This window comes from Arthrobacter sp. NyZ413 (assembly GCF_049390645.1).
GTDB lineage: Bacteria > Actinomycetota > Actinomycetes > Actinomycetales > Micrococcaceae > Arthrobacter.
Window position 1 is genome coordinate 1,897,010 of the sequence record NZ_CP155434.1, and the last position, 16,939, is coordinate 1,913,948.

Below are 16,939 nucleotides of genomic sequence, written 5' to 3' on the forward strand. Positions count from 1 at the left end.
CAATGAGCACCACCAGCACGGCGGAGACAGACCGTCCCGCACCAAAAGTCCCCGCACCCAAGGCCAAGAAGTCCAAGCCCGACCTCGGCACCGTCGCCACTTCCTACGGGGTGATCATCTTCCTGATCCTGATGATCGTTGTGTTCTCGGCCCTGTTGCCGGAAACGTTCCCGACCTTCGACAACGCCAAAGCGATCCTGTCGGACCAGTCCATTCCGGTCATTCTCGCCCTCGCGGCGATCCTGCCGCTGGCGGCCGGGGAATTCGACCTGTCGCTCGGGGCGGTTCTCGGCTTCAGCGCGATCACCGCCATCGCCGTCTCGAACGTCGGTGCCCCGCTGCCCGTGGTGATCCTTGCCTGCGTGGCGGTGGGCGCCGTCGTCGGCACCGTCAATGCTGTCCTGGTAGTCAAGGTGGGCGTGAACGCATTCATTGCCACGCTCGCCTCGGCCACGATTCTTTCGGGACTGAACCTCCTGGTCACGGGCAGCTCCCTCCTGGTGCTGGGTTCGGACGCTTTCGGCGCCCTCACCGTCACCAGGGTCTTCGACCTGCAAGTCGTCCTCGCCTACGCGATCGTGCTCAGTCTTGTTCTGTACTACGTGATGGAAAAGACGCCTTTCGGCCGGTACGTGCGCGCCACGGGAATGGGCCGGGACGCAGCGCGGCTCAGCGGGGTGCGGGTCGACCGGTACCTCTCGGCGTCGTTCATCGCTGCAGGTGTGCTCGCCGCGCTCGCCGGCGCCCTGCTGGCATCACGGGGTGGTACGGCGGCGCCGACCCTTGGCCCGGAATTCCTGCTCCCGGCCTACGCGGCCGCATTTTTGGGTGCGACCACGATCAAGCCCGGTTACTTCAACGTCTGGGGCACGGTCATCGGCGTCGTGCTTCTCGCTGTCGGCAGCAACGGCCTGACCCTGCTCGGCGCCCAGACCTGGGTGACCAACATCTTCAACGGCGTCGCCCTGATGGTCGCCGTCTCCGCTTCGGTCCTCGTCGGCAAACGCCGCCGGAAGGCCGCTCACTAGCACGTCTCCAAGCACCGTCCACCCAACCCCATTCCTGAAAGGGATACCATGATCCGCTTCACTCGCCGCACTGCCCCCTGGGCTGGAGCAGCCATCGCGGCCCTCGTCGCACTCACCGGCTGCGGAGGCTCCCCGGGCGTAAGCAGCGCGGCCGGAAACAACGATGTTTCCGCCGCAAAGAAGGTTCTGAGCGATGCGCAGGCCAAAGTCACCAAATTCGATTTCCCCACCGAACCAGTGGCCGCCCCCAAAGACAAGCTCGTCGTCGGCATTCCCTGCTCCTATGCCGCGGAAGGCTGCAAACGCGGAGTCGACGCCGTCGCCGAAGCTGCCAAGGCCCTCGGTTGGCGCTACCAGATGATCGACCCGGCAGGCGACCCCGATAAGATGCGCGCAGCAATCCGGACGGCCGTGCAACTCCACGCCGACGGCATCTTCCTCGGTGCGACACCCCCTGCGGTGGTAAAGGCCGACGTCGCAGCTGCCCGGGCCGCCGGGGTAAAGGTCGTGAACATGTACGAACCCGCGCCCGACGGTTTCGCGGATGCAAACTCCATCCAGGACCATGTCCAAGCCGGGCGCTGGAACGCTGCCTACCTTGCAGTAGCAACAAAGGGCGGGGCAAAGGTGATCTCAGTCAACGACCCCGAGTTCGAATCCGTGGTCGAGTGGCACCAAGGCTTTGTGGACGGACTCAAGGAGCTCTGCCCGAGTTGCCAGGTGGTGAAGGACATCAACTTCCAGATCGCCAACCTCCAAACGACGGTTCCGACCGACTTCCAGGCGACCCTCCAAGCGAACCCGACGGCCAACGCAGTCTGGACCGCATACGATCCGGTCGCCCTGGCCATCAGCCCCGTGATCAAACGCTCTGCCCAAAGCGGCAAAATCTCTGTCGTCTCCCACAACGGCGACCCTGCCGCGCTTCAGGCAATCCAAGCCGGGGACCAGCCGTTCAAAGCCACCGTTGCCTACAACATCGAGTGGCAGTCCTACGCCGCCGTCGACCAGATGATCCGCCTCTTCAACGGCAACCTCCCTGACAGCCTCAAAACCGTCAACGTCCCGGAGAAGCTCATCAGCAGCGAAAACGCGACCACTGTCCCGTGGGACGGCGACCTCGACTGGAAGAGTGCCTACCTCAAGCTGTGGAAGCTCAGCTAGCGGTTTTCGCCCCAAACCACAACCAAGAACCGAAACGGCCGCCGCTGCGGCGGCGGCCACTCAAGAAGGAGGAGCAAGCATGGGCCGTCTCAATGGAAAGGTCGCGCTGATCACTGGCGCCGCGGGTGGACAGGGCGCGGTCGAGGCCGAGCTGTTCGCCCGCGAAGGTGCGAAAGTCGTCGTCGCCGATATCAACGAGGAAGGGGTCGCCGCCGTCGTCGATCGCATAGACCAGTTTGGCGGTGAAGCCCTAGGCATCGTCCTGAACGTGACCGACGACGAGGCATGGGCTGCCGCGATGGAACAGATCCGGGCCAGTTTCGGCGGTCTCGATATCCAGGTCAACAATGCCGGCATCCTTTCGCTGGAGGGGATCGCGAAAATCGAACGCGCCGAGTGGGACCGGGTCATCAATGTCAACCAGACCAGCGTCATGCTCGGACTCAAGCATGGCGCAGCGCTGATGCGCGAGGGTGGCACGGGCGGTTCGATCATCAACCTGTCCTCGACATATGCCCATGTTGGCAGTGGTGCCGCCGTCGCGTACCAGGCAAGCAAGGCCGCGGTATTCATCATGACCAAGACCGCCGCCGTCGAATTCGCTCCAGACGGCATCAGGGTCAACTCCGTCGCCCCCGGCATCATCGAAACTCCCATGACCCGCGAAGTGCTCGCCGCCGCCGGCCCTTCCCACCCGGACATCACCCGCACCCCGCTCCAGCGCGCCGGCCAACCCCACGAGGTCGCGAATGCAGTCCTTTTCCTGGCGAGCGACGAAGCGTCCTACATCACGGGCGCTGAACTCCTCGTCGACGGCGGACGCACCATCACCTGAACTAGAAAGGCATTCCGATGACCACTATCATTCCCGAAATCTGCACTCCGGCCTGGGCGCACACAGCCGGCGTGATCGATCTCCAGCCCGTCGCCGCAGTTCCCGCAGACTTTACGACCCTTGCCGACCGGGCCATGATCCAAGAGACCGCGGCCCGCTACGCCGTCGCTTATGACGAAGGCCGTCTCGACGTCATCAAGAGCCTCATGACGGAGTCCACGGTCTTCTCCAACCGCGTCGGCGAGGGGGAGACAAGCAGCCAAGTGGGTCGGCCGGTCGTGCTGAAGTGGCTAGGGGAGGTCATGCAGTCCCAGTCCGACCAACGCCGGCATTTGTTGGGAAGCCTCGTGATCGAGCGGCTCACGGCCGACGAGGCAACCGTCGTCACTTATACCGCCATCTACGGCATCGAACGCGAAGCAAAGCTCGTGACCACCGGGATGTACATCTTCAAGATGGTCAAGCACGACTCCCGGTGGCTCATCGACGACACCCTTGTTGCCCTCGACCGGCCGTTCTAACAAACCGGCCGTTCTAACAAATATCAACCCAAGGAGAATTCATGAAGATTGCGGTAATTGGCGGTACCGGGAAGGTCGGCCGCCTGGTGATAGACCGCCTTCAGGACTACCAGGTCAGGGCACTTGTCCGGACAGAGACGGCGGCAGCCGGTCTGCGGGAGCAAACGGACGCTGAACTTGCCCACGCGGATCTCGACGAACCGTCGACCCTCGGTCCAGCCCTTAAAGGCATCGATACGCTTTTTATTGCAACGCCGTTCCATCCGCAGCAGACCTCGCGGGAGCTTGCCGCCGTCGAGGCGGCCGAGGAGGCAGGCGTGTCGCGTTTGGTCAAGGTGTCGTCCTACGCCGCGGGCGTCAGGCCCACCGTCCCGAGCGCGGCAGCCCACATCGCGGTCGAAGCCCGCCTCCGGCGTTCCACGATGCAGTGGTCGGCCCTGCGGCCGGACTGGTGGCTCGACAACATACTCACCCAACTGGACCACGTCCGCGAGGGTGAGATCTTCTACCCGGCGGGATCCGCCGTCGTCACCGCAGTAGATGCCAGGGACCTGGCCGACGTTGCAGTTGCCGAAATCGTCGCCGATGTCCCGGCAGGGGGAAGCCTCATCCTGACCGGGCCCGAATCGGTGACGCTGGCCGAGGTCGCCGAACGGCTGGGCCGCGCCGTGAACGCGCCAATGGTCCTGCGCGATGACGTGGCACCCGACTGGCCGGACTACTACGCCGAAGGAATGCGCAGGCTTTTCGCAAGTTATCGGGACCGTGGTTTCGCGCCGCGCACCCACATTATCGAAGAAGTACTCGGCAAGCCGGCCCGCTCAATCGAACAGTTTGCCACCGAGGTCCTCCAGCCCGCTCTATCGAAGGCAAATCCATGACCGCAACGACACCTGACACCTGCACTCCAGGCTGGGCCCACAGTGCAGGAGTCCTTGACCTCCAAACCGTCGGAACCGTGCCTGCCGATGTGGGCGCGCTCGCCGACCGGCTTCTTGTCCACGAGACAGCAGTACGATATGCAGTCGCGTATGACGAACGCAGGCTGGACGTCATCGAAAGCCTCCTGACGGAGTCGGCCAGCTTCTCCTACCAGTTCGGCGAAGGGCCATTGCACAATCAAACCGGGCGCGACAACGTAATTGCCTGGTTGGACGGGGTGATGCAGTCCCAACCGGACCAGCGCCGTCATCTGGTTGGGAACTTTCTGGTCGAGCGGCTGACAGTTGATGAAGCAATCGTTGTTTCATACACGGCGATCTATGGCATCGATAAGGAAGCGAACCTCGTCACCACAGGCGTATACCTCTTCAAAATGGTCAAACGGGACAACACCTGGCTCATCGACGAAGCCGTCGACGCGCTCGACCGGCCGTTCTGACCTCGTTGATTGACGCCCTGGCGAACTCGCTCGGGTGCTCCCGGCCACACCTCGGCGGTCATGGACGGCACGACGCCCGCTCTAACCGCGTCTTTGGGAGCGCCCCTGCGATCCATGATCTGTGACGGGGTCGGTGAGCAGATGGTTTTTCGATCGCGCCGCATAAGCCCGCCGAAATGTTGGCGATGTTGTTGCCGGCATGGTTCGGAGTTCCGCGGCCCGCTGATGATCCGGCAACGCGGGCGAGGGGCCTTTCGCGTTCGACGTCTAAATGCGGGGATGTGCACCGCCGAGCCGCCGTCTCACCACCGTGGCAACCACCAGGAGCACGACGACGGCGCCCAGCCCCAGTCGCGCCGCGAGCTGGCCATAGGGTTCACCCCCGGTGAAATACATCAGGGCCAGCACGGGAGCTATGGCGGTGAACTCGTAACGACCGCTCAGCACCACGAACGGCAGGAGCAGCAGCGCGTACCAGGGGTAGCTGGGCGAGACGATCAGCAGTGTTCCTCCGACCATCAAGACCTGCCCGTTCCAAGGCTGTACGCCGTCGGTGGTCCGCCACACGTAAAAGGCCACGCAGAGCAACAGCACCACTGCGGCTGGCACTGCCCAACTGACCGGGAGCACCAGCTTCAACAGGGTGAAGCGCGGGCTGTCCTGCCCGTCGTACCCCTCCGAACGAAGGTATTCGGGCAGATAGCCCAAAACAGCCCAACCGCTGGCGAGGAGGTAAGGTACGTACGCCACGGCAAACGTGGCGACGGCGGCGGTGACGAAGCGGACTGGCCGCCGGTACAGCAAGGCCGGGACGCTGACCACAGGAATGAGCTTCGTGGCCACTGCCGCGCCGAAGGCGACTCCGGAACCCAGTGTGCGTCCGCCCACGAGCAGTAGCGCCGCCGCCAAGGCTAGGGCGGTCCCCAATGCATCCACGTGTGCACCGTTGACTGCTTCAAAGGCCACCAGCGGGGACCAAGCCCACCACACGGCTTGGTGCGCGGGCCTTCCGGTGCGGCGCAGGAACGCCAGCAATGCCACCGTTATGGCCACGCTGAGCAGCAGCCCGGCCGCCTGGAAGGCGATGAACCCGACCTCGGAACCAGGGAGGAGCCGCACGGCCAGGAAATAGAGCTCTGCCACCGCCGGGTAGACGGTGGGCACGGCGGGCCTGTTGATGGCCGTGCACAGAGTGCTCCCGCCGGGAATGTTGGTAGTAGTCTCCGTGCCGGTCGGGAAGGGATTTGTATGGCAGGTTCCGTCCGGTCCGGCGTCTTGGAACAGCCAGGCTGGCCGCAGCGGCTTGAGCGCCTCGTCCGCCGGAACGTGCGCATATGGGGAGATTCCGGCTTTTTGGACGATGCCGTCCCACGCATAGCGTGCGGAGTCGTTGCTGGTGGTCGGCGGTGCGGCGATCGCGGCGGCTCCCACCAATAGCGTGCCCAGGAGTACGACGGCGGCCGCGTACCGCGCGTGGATCCGGCGCGCCACCAAGGCTGCCGGGATGAAGACGGTCCAGGCGGCCAGCGCGCCAACGGGGGACACCCACTCCGCGGCTGGATCGTTGGTGACCGTCCACCAGATGATCCCGGCCAACAATGCGACCAGAGCCAGTGCCACCGCCGCGGCCACAGTACCGGTCTGCAGAGGCCGTATTCCCGGCGAGCTGCTCCCGGACGAGCTGCTTTCGACTGGGCCGGACTCGTGGCGTCCAGGCGCGCGCCGGGGTGTTGTTTCGCCCACCCCTCGATCCTGCACCACTTGCGGGCTGGCGGGCGATCAATCCAAGGGACTGTTTGCCTTTCGTAAGGTCTGGACCGGGACGACGGGAGGTTCCTGGTGGTCTGATCGAGGTATGGACAGATTGACCACTTTCCTCCAACGGCGGATGGAAGCGGTGAACGGACGGTTCTCCTCGCCCTTGCGAAGCAGGCGGCTAACAGTGGTGCTGGGCCGTTGGCTCGGCCTTGCCTTCACTGTTTGCTTCTTGACCGGGCTGTTCAGCCACCTTCTGCAGGATCCGCCGGCCTGGATGTTTTTCCCTACCCGCCCCGTGTGGCTGTACGTGGCTACGCAGGGCATCCACGTCACCACCGGGATAGCTTCCATCCCGCTCCTGGTAGCCAAGTTGTGGTCCGTGTATCCCGAACTCTTGCGTTGGCCCCCGCTGAAGTCCGTGGTGCACGGCTTGGAACGGGCCTCGATTGCGCTTTTTGTGGCTTCTTCGCTGGTGGAAGTCACCATCGGCCTGCTCAACAGTTTCCAGTGGTATCCCTGGCCGTTTTCCTTCCGCGATGTCCACTATTGGCTGGCCTGGGTCATCATCGGGTCTTTGGCACTTCACATCGCTGTCAAGATGCCCCTCATCCTGGCCCATTGGAGCCGTCGCTCGGACGGGACCGCTATCGCCGCGGAGACTGAAACGGGAGCGCCGGACAGCAAAACCGTTCCGGTCACCGCGAAGGTTGGAACCGGGCACGGCTGGAGCCGCAGGGGGTTCCTGGCGGCAATCACCGCCGGCACCGGCGTCGTCGTCTTGACGACTGCGGGCCAGTCCTTCGCCTGGCTGTCGGGCCTGAACGTCTTCGCGCCGCGCCGAATGGATACCGGCCCGCAGGCCGTCCCCATCAACAGGACCGCGGCCCAGGCAGGCGTGGCGGACGCTGCGCTGGCCCCCGACTGGGTGCTGACCGTGTCCGCGGGGCCGGTGCAGAAGACTTTCACGCTGGCGCAGCTCGCGGCCTTGCCGCAGTACAGCTACGGATTGCCAATAGCGTGCGTGGAGGGCTGGAGCCAGGGAGCCCAATGGCGCGGTGTCAGGATCCGGGACCTGATGGCAACGGTGGGCGCGCCGGTGGATGCCGAGCTGCAGATCTCCAGCATGGAGAAAGGCGGAGTCTACGGGCGATCCTTCATGCCCGCCGCGTACAGCCAGGACGAGCAGACATTGCTGGCGCTCGAGCTCAACGGCGAACCCCTGGACCTCGACCATGGCTATCCGGCGCGGATCATTGCACCCGGCCGCCCGGGGGTCCTGCAGACTAAATGGGTGCACAAAGTGGAGGTGATCTGATGCGGTTGCCCTTGCTGACTCCGTCGGCGCCCGGTAAACGCGGGACTGTCTGGTGGGTCCGCGCAGCCTTGGGTGCCTTGGGCCTGGCAGTCCTCGGTTATGCCCTCTTCGGATTGCTGGCCAACGTACCGCCTGTGCAGCTGGTCGGTGTGGCGGTCTGGCTTGCCGTGGCGTTGTTGGTGCACGACGGCCTGCTGGTTCCGTTGACAACGTTGGCCGGCGGCGGCTTGTCGAGGTTGACGTATGGGCTTGGTCCGGTTCAACAGGGGATCGTGCGAGGGGCCCTTCTTGTGGGGGCGTTGGTGACGTTGGCGGCGGCCCCGCTGATCCGTGCCCAGCAAGTGCTCCAGCCAACAGGGCCGGGCAGCGGCGCCAACAGCACCGTCCTGCAGGGAGACTATCTGCTGGCCCTGGTTGTCTTCTGGGTGGTCCTGGCGGTGGCCGCGGCGACTGTTGTGGCCGCCGTCGGGCTCTACGGCCGTCGTTCCAAGGTCAGAAAGACCCGGCCCTGAACGGTCCGGGCGGCCACGGCATCCAGCCCCGCCCGGGCGGCGTGGAAGGCGAGCGCTTTCGCGCCGGCACGGGCCCAGGGAAAGGCCGCGCTGGCACGTCCGTCTGAATCCTCCAGTACCGCCAAATAGGCCACATCGAGGAAATCCGGGGCTTCGGCCTCCGCCAGCACTTGGCCGTCCGGGGCGAGCAATGAGGCAACTCGCTCCAGTAGCGCCCGGATGTTTCCGCCGATGCCGATATTGCCATCGAGCAACAGGGCCGAACCCCAACCTCGCTCGTGCGGGACAGGGTCAAAGATGGAGCCCAGGATGGCCACACCGCCCCGGTCGGTGGCCAGCTTCACCGCGGCCGGGCTCGAATCGACGCCCATGGATGCCAGGCCCAATTCCTGCGCAGCTTCAAGCATCCGGCCTGGGCCGCAACCGACATCGAGGACTGGCCCACGGAGGGTGCGAAGCAGCTCGCGTTCGCCCGCGGTGGCCGGGGCGGACCAGCCGAGCATGTTGAAGTGGACGGGCCCGATTGACTCTTGCAAGCCTGGTTCCGGACGCAATGTCAGGCGCCCCAGGCCGAGGGGCAGGTTACGGGCGTAGGGCTCGTGCCCGCCCTGTCCAAATAGAGCCTGCCCAAATAGTGCCTGTCCAAACAGGGCACGCGTGCGGAAGCCCGGAGCAAAAGCGTCGGACCGGACGCCGCGATCTCGGTGGACTGTGTGGATGCTCATCGCAAGGAACCCCATGAAGTGGGTGCGGCCGGGGACGGCACCCCAAATGGCATGCCCGCCGCCGGCAATCCCATGCTCGCGCGCTTCACGGCGAGGGCAAACCGGGTTCCGCTGCATGCCTGCGCGGCAGCCACAGCATCGGCAAAGTAGTCCACATCCCTCAGGACCGGAAGCAGTCCTACGTCCAGGCCGGCACCGGTTAGCCGGGCCAATTGGCGGGTGCCGGTTTGAGGGGTGGACATGTCCACCCCGCGGACCAGACCGCCGTCTGGCCGGTACAGGCCCAGCGCCCAGAAGCCGCCGTCCGACGCCGGGCCGAACCACGCGCCGCGATGCGGCCCCGAAGCTGGAGTTGCCCAGTCCGACAGCAGCGGGGCCAACTGCTCCCGGCTTAGCTGGGGCGTGTCCATGCCCAGAATCAGCAGGGGACCAGCCGTGAGCAAGCAGATTGCCGCCAGGCGTTCGTCGAGGCCGCCTGAGCCTTGGGCGGATACTTCAAAACCAGCAGCGTCCCTTTTATGCGGCGTGCCGTCAAACACGAGCAAACGCCTTGCCGCCGGAAGGGATCGCACTGTTTCCAGCGTCTGGCTCAGGCTGGTTTGGGCCAAGGCTGCGGCCTGCTCCGGGGTGAGCGGGGGAGTAAGGCGCGTCTTGACTCTGCCCGGGCGGCATTCTTTGGCAATGACGGCGATGGTGAGATTCACGGCTTCGCTCCGTGGGCATCGGCCGGTGGTCGAACGGCTTGTCCTTCACGCGCCGTCCCCGGAGTATGGAGGGACGCGGTGGCCAGCTGGGTCCCCATGTCTCTGAGGGCCGTGACGGTTCCACGGAAGGTCCCCGTGACCTTGGACTTCCCCAGTCGCGGAGCATAGGCGACCGGAACTTCGGCCACGCGCCAACCGTCGCGATGCGCTTTAAGGAACATTTCCAGCGGGTAGCCGCTACGTCGGTCCTTGAGGTCCAGGCCGAGGAGTGTGCTGCGCCGGGCAATGCGAAGGGGGCCGAGGTCAGTGACAGGGATCCCCGTTAGCCTGCGCAACCGCAGGCTCAGAGCCATATTCGCCAGGCGGGCGTGGATCGGCCACGCACCGCGGGCCGGACGCCGGGCGCCCAACACCAGATCGGCACGGCCTGTGCGCACGAGCTCAAGCATGGGGGCCAATTGGGCGGGGTCCAGCGAACCGTCGCAATCGCAAAAGGCCACAAACTCCGCCGTGGCCGCGAGCAGTCCGGCATGCGCTGCCGCGCCAAAGCCGCGCCGTGGTTCGTCGACGACGGTGGCCCCCAGACTGGCGGCCAGGGCGCCGGAGCCGTCGGTTGATCCGTTGTCCACGACGATCGCGCGGTATCCGGGCGGTAAAGCTCCCAGCACCTCTGGAAGAGCCGAACGTTCGTTGAGGCATGGCAACACCACGTCCACGAGCGCGGCGGGTTCACCGCCGTCGTCGGCCGGTCGGTTGGGAATGCCGGCCATGACCCTTTCATCGTGCGGACCGCGTGAACCGCTTTGCTCTTTCTCCACCCTTTGACCGTAGAATCCACAGGCCCGGTGCGACAGGCGGAATTCCTTACGGAACCGGGACGTTTGCCCTTCTACGCCTTAGCCCTGATCCCCGCGTAGCGGTGCGGTGGCGAACTCGCGCATTCCGTCTTCAAAGCCATGGCTGGGGATCCATCCCAGCTCGGCCCGGGCCCGGGCGGAGCTGGCGGTGATATGACGGACGTCGCCTAGCCGGAATTCTCCGGTGACCACCGGCTCGGGTCCCCGGGCAAAATAACTCAGGACTGTCGCCACCTGCCCTACGGTGTGCACCTCTGAGGCGCCGATGTTGTATGCCCTCAGGCTGCCCGAGGCAATCCGGCCTCCCACCAACGCGTCAATGGACAACAGATTTGCCTCGGCAACATCCCTGACATGGACGAAACTGCGGCGCTGGCCTCCATCCTCGAAAACCCGCACTGCCTCCCCCCGGGCCAGCGCGGAGCGGAACAGGCTGGCCACGCCCGCGTATGGGGTGTTCTTGGGCATCCGCGGACCGTAGACGTTGTGGTACCGGAGCGCGACGGCGGTGCCCCCGGTTGAGCGCGCCCACGCGGAAGCAAGGTTCTCCTGCGCCAATTTGGAGGCTGCGTAGACGTTCCGCGGATCCATCGCCGCGTCTTCGCCGACCAGGGCCGGCAGCAGCAGTTCGCCGGTGGCAGGGTTGCGGGGCTCGAAGATTCCGTGCTCCAGATCCTCCACCAGACGCGTGCCGGGCCGCACCGGCCTGCCTGCCGAATCGGTGTAGGCGCCCTCACCGTAGACCACCATGGACGAAGCCAGGGCAAGCTTATTAATGCCGGAGGCGGCCATACCCGCCAGGAGCACAGCCGTGGCCAGATCGTTGTTGCGGACATACTCCGGAGCGTCGAAGAAGTCCACGCCGAGGCCCACTTTGGCGCTCTGGTGGACGACGACGTCGACTCCCGCCAGCGCTTCCGCCACGGCGGCTGGGTCTCCGACGTCGCCCACCAGCAGGGGCACGCCCGGCATTCCAGGCGGCCGATGAGGGTGCACCGCCGGATCCAGTGAATCCAGGATCCGGACCTCCCAGCCGCGGGCCACCGCGGCTTCGACGACATGGCTGCCTATGAAACCCGCCCCGCCGGTAACCAGAATCCTCACGAACCTGTTCGTTTCTGGCCGTCGCTGGCGTGGCCGGCCGCGTTCATCACGGTGGACACCGCTGCCGCCGGCATGAGCGCCATACGCCACGGCCCGACGTCGTCCGCTGGCTCCCCGGCGGCCATCTCCGCGGACACATTCCGCACCGCGTGGGACAGTACCGCGAGGATCCGCGGTTGTGCCGCCGCCAGGCGGCCCAGCACCAGTTCCGCCGTCACGGGTTCGGAGCCGTCGTGCCCGGTATCGGCGTCGGTAATGAATGCCAGCGCGGCGTAGTGCATGTTCAACTCGGCCGCGAGCATCGGTTCCGGGTATTGGGTCATGCTGATCAGATGCGCGCCGGACTGGACCAAGGCAGCGGACTCGGCCTTGGTGGAAAATCGCGGACCATTGATCACGGCCAGGGTGGCCGTCCCGGCGAAGTCTTCCCCCTGGCGCTCCAAGGCCGCGATGAGGGCGGAGCGCAACGGTGCGCTGTAGGGCTCGGCGGCGGGCAGGTGCTGTACCCCGGCGGCCAGCGCGCCGTCGTAGAAGGTGTCCGCCCGGCCCCACGTCTTATCCAGGACCTGATCCGGTACGGCAAAAGTGCCGGTTCCGTGGCTGGAAACCAGTCCGCCCACGGCCGCGGAGGAGATAACAGCCTCCACGCCCAGGCTCTTGAGGGCCCAGAGGTTGGCACGGTAGTTGATCTGTTGCGGGGCGACGCTATGCTGGCGGCCGTGCCGGCTCAGGAATGCCACCACAGGGCCGCCGTCGTCGCCGTCACGGCCGCCGGGGCCGTCCGGTGCCGCCAGCCGAGCGACCGTGACGGGACTGGAGGGAGGCCCGAACGGCGTCGGGATGTCGAGCGTGTCGAGCACGACGGCCCCTGGCAGTTTGTACAGGCCGGTGCCGCCCATGATTGCAATCCGTGCGCGGTGTTCTGGTTGGTTTTCCGGGAGCAATGACATGACCCCATCATGCCAATGCGGGCCCGCGCGGTCGCGGGTGGAATCCTTACGTGTCCGGAACGAGAGTGTGGCCTGGCGGAGCGCGGCCTGAGCCCTCGTCGTCGATCTGCAGATAGCTAAGTCCGGTCACATCGTGCCGGCACCATGCGGGAGTCTCCACTAGGCGGAGCAGCACGCCCTCGCTGGAGGTGGGGCGGACCACGATTCCCGTGGGCCGCATCCTCGCGTTGGGAACGCCATCATTCCAATCCAGAGGGAGTTGGTGAAATTAGCCGAGCCCGGCCCGACCCGGTCAACTGGTCCAGTTTACGTTCACGTATTGCTTGGAGGCGGACGGCGCGTGACTGCCGGGGGCCCATGAAAGGGTTCCCGCTCCCCGCGGAATCAGCCGTTGGTGAGGGTGACGTCGTCGAGGTACATCCAGGTGTCGTCGGCGGGGGTGGATCCGTCGAGGTGGACGTTGAACCACAGGGTGATGGTTTGGCCCTTGTACGCGGACAGGTCCGCGGTGAGTTGGGTCCAGGTGCCGTTGTTGTTGCAGAGTTTGAACAGGCTGGCCAGGGTGGTGCCACTGGTGGTGCGGACCTGGGCTTCCATCCAGTCGTACGGGCAGGCATTGCCGGTGCACGCGTCCTCTTGGGAGTGCGGCTGGTACCAGAACGACAAGGTGGAGGTTCCCGTGGCAGGGACGGTGATGGTCTGGGACAGGCTGCTGTCGCCCAAGGGCTCCGCTCCGGACGCCAGGCCCAGCAACGCCGAGCCGGTGCCGGTATGGGCCACGGTCGAAGCGACAGGTGCCCGGACGCCTCCTGTGGTCCAGGAGGTGAGGCCTGATTCGAACCCGCCGTTGGTGATGGTTGAGCTTGTTGTCCCTGTGGTCGGTGTGACCGGTGCCGACGGCGTCGACGCGGGCGACGTGCCCACCGCGTTTGTTGCCGTGACGGTGAACGTGTAGGCGGTGCCGTTTGTCAGTCCGGTGACGGTGGCCGTCGTCGCGGGCGGGTTGCCGGTTACGGTGACCGGGGTCAGTGCCGTGGTGCCCGCATGCGGGGTGACAGCGTAGGAGGTAATCGCCGAACCGCCGTTGTTCGGCGCGGTCCAGGACACGACGGCGGATCCGTTACCCGCCGTCGCGGTCACCCCGGTGGGAGCCGCGGGTGCCGTCGCGGTGGTTTGGGTGTTGGTGAGGGTGACGTCGTCGAGGTACATCCAGGTGTCATCGGCGGGGTTGGCGCCGTCGAGGTGGACATTGAACCAGAGGGTGATGGTTTGGCCCTTGTACGCGGACAGGTCCGCGGTGAGCTGGGTCCAGGTCCCGGAATTGCTGTTGAGTTTGAACAGGCTGGCCAGGGTGGTGCCGCTGGTGGAACGGACCTGGGCCTCCATCCAGTCGTACCGGCACGTAGTGGTGTTGCAGGTGTCGTCCGCGGTGTGCGGCTGGTACCAGAAGCTCAGCGTGGAGGTTCCGGTGGCAGGGACGGTGATGGTCTGGGACAGGCTGCTGTCACCCAAAGGCTCCGCGCCCGAGGCCAGGCCCAGCAGCGCCGAGCCGGTGCCGGTATGGGCCACGGTGGAGGCAACAGGGGCCCGGACGCCTCCGGTGGTCCACGAAGCGAGCCCTGATTCGAAGCCACCGTTGGTGATGGTCGAACTTGTTGTCCCCGTCGGCGTGACCGGTGCCGACGCCGCGGACGCAGGGGAGGTGCCGATGGCGTTGGTTGCCGTGACCGTGAACGTGTAGGCGGTGCCGTTCGTCAGCCCGGTGACGGTCGCCGTCGTCGCGGGCGGGTTGCCGCTCACGGTGACCGGGGTCAGTGCCGTGGTGCCCGCATGCGGGGTCACGGCGTACGAGGTGATCGCCGAACCGCCGTTGTTCGGCGCGGTCCAGGACACGACGGCGGATCCGTTACCCGCCGTCGCAGTCACTCCAGTCGGAGCCGCAGGCGCCGCCGCTGCCGCCATCGGTGTGACCGGTGCCGACGCCGCGGACGCGGGCGACGTGCCCACCGCGTTGGTTGCCGTGACGGTGAACGTGTAGGCGGTACCGTTTGTCAGCCCGGTGACGGTCGCCGTCGTCGCGGGCGGGTTGCCGGTCACGGTGACCGGGGTCAGTGCCGTGGTGCCCGCATGCGGGGTCACGGCGTACGAGGTGATCGCCGAACCGCCGTTGTTCGGCGCCGTCCAGGACACGACGGCGGATCCGTTACCCGCCGTCGCGGTCACCCCCGTAGGAGCCACAGGCGCCGTCGATCCGGCCGGCGTGACGTCGATCATGGAGTAGTCGTCCGTGGTGATGGAGCCGTTGGATTGGATGTTCAGCCCGTAACTGATACCGGATGCGCCTGCCGGAAGGGCGGGAGTGGTCCAGGTTATTTGCGTCCAGTTGCTGCTCGCGTTGAACAACGGGCTTGCGGTCCAGTAGGTCCAGTACCCGGTTCCGATGCGGTAATAGACCTCGAATTGGGTGATGACGTTGGATTTGTACCAAGCGCTGAGCTGATAGACATGGCCGGGAGTGCCCGTGGGTGAGCAGCCGCCAAGGTCCAGGGCAGGCAAGAGTTTCGCGTCACCACTGACATAGCCGCTCATCGTCAGCAATTCGGCATTGTTGCCGGTGTGGCCGGGCGAGACGACGGAAAAGCTTGGCGTATTGGTGCCGTATCCGCCCGCTGCCCAGCACTGCGGGATGCCACTGGTAAGTGTTTCCAGGCTGGGGTTCTGGATCATGTTGGTGCCTTGCGGGGGCGGCGGTGGCGCGGCAGGGCCAAGGACGGCTGGTTGGACTGCGCCGCCGATGACTTGGTCAACGGTCTTCACGGCAACGCTGCCGGCGCTCTGTTGTTGGGCCAGCCATGAGGCGAATTGGTTGAACAGGGTGGGGCTGATGGTCAGGGTCGGATCGGTGTTTGTGGCGATGTGGTGGAACGTCAGTTGGACCCAGCCACCGCCGGCGGCCTGGGCCTTGGTCACGCTGTTCTCCAGGTTCTGAAGGGTCCAGGTGCTGTCCACTTCCTCGGGCGCCGCGGTGTCATAGGCGTTGGCGGGTGGGATGCTCTCAGCGGCGGGCAGACCCGGGTCATCCTTGCTGTAGAGGTCACCGAGCCCGCGTGCACTGTTGAAGCCGCAATTCTTCACGATGGTCTGCACAGTGGCATTCTGGTCAGCGAAGGGGTAGGCGAAGCTGGTGACTTTGAAGCCCATGTTCATCAGGGCGACCCGGCCGTTGCAGACCTGGCGCGTCACCTCATCCGAAGTCAGGTTGATCAGGTCCGGGTGGGTGACCGTGTGACCGCCGATTTCGTTGCCGTCGGCTGCCAGTTGCTGCAGGTTGGCCGAGGTCAAGTAGCTTGGCTGGTCGATCCACCCGGAGACGGTGTAGAAGGTGCCGTGAAGGCCAAGGTTCTTCATCGTGGCGGCAGCAGTCAACTGATCCGCGTTGCTGTCATCGAAAGTCAGTGAGATGACGGTATTGGCGGCGGCATGGGCGGGAACACCAAAGCCCGTCAGGACAGCAAGGACCATCGCGGCACAGACGCCGGCAGCCTTCCACCGGCCGCCGGTATGGCTCCCGGCTGCTTCCCTGCGCCGCGCCAGCTCTATCCGGGTTCGAAGGCATCCCCAGGTGGAAAGCATTTCACTCACTGTCCAATCAACGGCGGAGAAGGCGGCCAAGCATGGGGTGTCCCCCACAAGGCATGCGCTGACAATACGCGGCTCGTCCGATGACGTCGCGAGTGTGCTTCACCCGGTTGCGGTTCCGGGTCGGGCGGTGAGTAAACCAGGAATGGTTAACCAAGCGGCGCCATGCCCGCGATCAGCGAACCGGCATCGGCTTCCGCAGCGTGGTTGACGGAGCGGGAAGGCGGGGGCGGCTTTGCGCAGCCCGGAGAGGCCATTCCGGCGGAAGATGTTCTTCCCGTACCCAGGGCCGGTCAGGGATTTCCCCGCGCGACGGCGCCGAGGATGAGCGAGGCGTTGACCCCGAAGCCGGCAGCCCGAGGCGTCCTGATGGGGGAGCCATCGCTTCGAGCACAGCCGCGGTGCTGGTTGTCACCGCGTTGGAGATGATCACGCCGAGAACCGTC

Annotated in this window: 16 protein-coding genes; 8 read left to right on the forward strand and 8 right to left on the reverse strand. The window is 65.6% G+C overall.

The window, feature by feature from the left end:
• Positions 1-2 precede the first annotated feature (2 nt).
• The 6 genes from ABCW42_RS08905 to ABCW42_RS08930 all read left to right on the forward strand — a co-directional run bounded on the left by ABCW42_RS08905 (position 3) and on the right by ABCW42_RS08930 (position 4,929).
• Entirely contained in the window at positions 3-1,028 is a 1,026-nt protein-coding gene (locus ABCW42_RS08905; RefSeq protein WP_423184487.1) for an ABC transporter permease, read from the forward strand.
• Positions 1,029-1,076: 48 nt separating this feature from the next.
• Positions 1,077-2,192, forward strand: coding sequence for a sugar ABC transporter substrate-binding protein (locus ABCW42_RS08910; RefSeq protein ID WP_423184488.1), 1,116 nt, complete (start codon positions 1,077-1,079; stop codon positions 2,190-2,192).
• Between the two features lie 79 nt (positions 2,193-2,271).
• The gene (locus tag ABCW42_RS08915; RefSeq protein WP_423184489.1) at positions 2,272-3,027 is read left to right on the forward strand and encodes an SDR family NAD(P)-dependent oxidoreductase; all 756 of its coding nucleotides are present in this window, start codon (positions 2,272-2,274) and stop codon (positions 3,025-3,027) included.
• 17 nt (positions 3,028-3,044) lie between these two features.
• On the forward strand, positions 3,045-3,548 hold the full coding sequence (locus tag ABCW42_RS08920) for a nuclear transport factor 2 family protein (RefSeq protein ID WP_423184490.1): 504 nt from the start codon (positions 3,045-3,047) through the stop codon (positions 3,546-3,548).
• A 41-nt stretch (positions 3,549-3,589) separates the two neighbouring features.
• Positions 3,590-4,429, forward strand: coding sequence for an NAD(P)H-binding protein (locus ABCW42_RS08925; RefSeq protein ID WP_423184491.1), 840 nt, complete (start codon positions 3,590-3,592; stop codon positions 4,427-4,429).
• A complete protein-coding gene (locus tag ABCW42_RS08930; protein ID WP_423184492.1) occupies positions 4,426-4,929 on the forward strand; it encodes a nuclear transport factor 2 family protein in 504 nt (167 codons plus the stop codon). The genes ABCW42_RS08925 and ABCW42_RS08930 overlap by 4 nt, the downstream gene beginning before the upstream one ends.
• A 267-nt stretch (positions 4,930-5,196) precedes the next feature.
• Here ABCW42_RS08930 and ABCW42_RS08935 read toward each other — a convergent pair whose 3' ends face one another.
• Positions 5,197-6,672: a glycosyltransferase family 87 protein gene (locus ABCW42_RS08935; protein WP_423184493.1), complete on the reverse strand. Its 1,476-nt coding sequence runs from the start codon at positions 6,670-6,672 to the stop codon at positions 5,197-5,199.
• 112 nt (positions 6,673-6,784) lie between these two features.
• Between ABCW42_RS08935 and ABCW42_RS08940 the strand changes: the two genes are divergently transcribed.
• Both ABCW42_RS08940 and ABCW42_RS08945 read left to right on the forward strand, forming a co-directional pair.
• Positions 6,785-8,002, forward strand: coding sequence for a molybdopterin-dependent oxidoreductase (locus ABCW42_RS08940; RefSeq protein ID WP_423184494.1), 1,218 nt, complete (start codon positions 6,785-6,787; stop codon positions 8,000-8,002).
• Positions 8,002-8,514, forward strand: a complete 513-nt coding sequence (locus ABCW42_RS08945) for a hypothetical protein (protein WP_423184495.1) — start codon at positions 8,002-8,004, stop codon at positions 8,512-8,514. Before ABCW42_RS08940 ends, ABCW42_RS08945 begins: the two co-directional genes overlap by 1 nt.
• Here the strand turns inward: ABCW42_RS08945 and ABCW42_RS08950 are convergent.
• The 7 genes from ABCW42_RS08950 to ABCW42_RS08980 all read right to left on the reverse strand — a co-directional run bounded on the left by ABCW42_RS08950 (position 8,475) and on the right by ABCW42_RS08980 (position 16,487).
• On the reverse strand, positions 8,475-9,239 hold the full coding sequence (locus tag ABCW42_RS08950; protein ID WP_423184496.1) for a methyltransferase domain-containing protein: 765 nt from the start codon (positions 9,237-9,239) through the stop codon (positions 8,475-8,477). The genes ABCW42_RS08945 and ABCW42_RS08950 overlap by 40 nt on opposite strands.
• Positions 9,236-9,943, reverse strand: a complete 708-nt coding sequence (locus tag ABCW42_RS08955) for a TIGR04282 family arsenosugar biosynthesis glycosyltransferase (RefSeq protein WP_423184497.1) — start codon at positions 9,941-9,943, stop codon at positions 9,236-9,238. The genes ABCW42_RS08950 and ABCW42_RS08955 overlap by 4 nt, the downstream gene beginning before the upstream one ends.
• Positions 9,940-10,761, reverse strand: a complete 822-nt coding sequence (locus ABCW42_RS08960; RefSeq protein WP_423184498.1) for a glycosyltransferase family 2 protein — start codon at positions 10,759-10,761, stop codon at positions 9,940-9,942. Before ABCW42_RS08960 ends, ABCW42_RS08955 begins: the two co-directional genes overlap by 4 nt.
• A gap of 78 nt (positions 10,762-10,839) precedes the next feature.
• The gene (locus ABCW42_RS08965; protein ID WP_423184499.1) at positions 10,840-11,904 is read right to left on the reverse strand and encodes an NAD-dependent epimerase/dehydratase family protein; all 1,065 of its coding nucleotides are present in this window, start codon (positions 11,902-11,904) and stop codon (positions 10,840-10,842) included.
• Positions 11,901-12,854 (reverse strand): MTAP family purine nucleoside phosphorylase, encoded by a 954-nt coding sequence (locus tag ABCW42_RS08970; RefSeq protein WP_423184500.1) that lies wholly within the window; start codon positions 12,852-12,854, stop codon positions 11,901-11,903. The genes ABCW42_RS08965 and ABCW42_RS08970 overlap by 4 nt, the downstream gene beginning before the upstream one ends.
• 46 nt (positions 12,855-12,900) lie before the next feature.
• On the reverse strand, positions 12,901-13,074 hold the full coding sequence (locus tag ABCW42_RS08975) for a hypothetical protein (protein WP_423184501.1): 174 nt from the start codon (positions 13,072-13,074) through the stop codon (positions 12,901-12,903).
• A 164-nt stretch (positions 13,075-13,238) separates the two neighbouring features.
• Positions 13,239-16,487, reverse strand: a complete 3,249-nt coding sequence (locus ABCW42_RS08980; RefSeq protein ID WP_423184502.1) for a fibronectin type III domain-containing protein — start codon at positions 16,485-16,487, stop codon at positions 13,239-13,241.
• Positions 16,488-16,939: the final 452 nt, after the last annotated feature.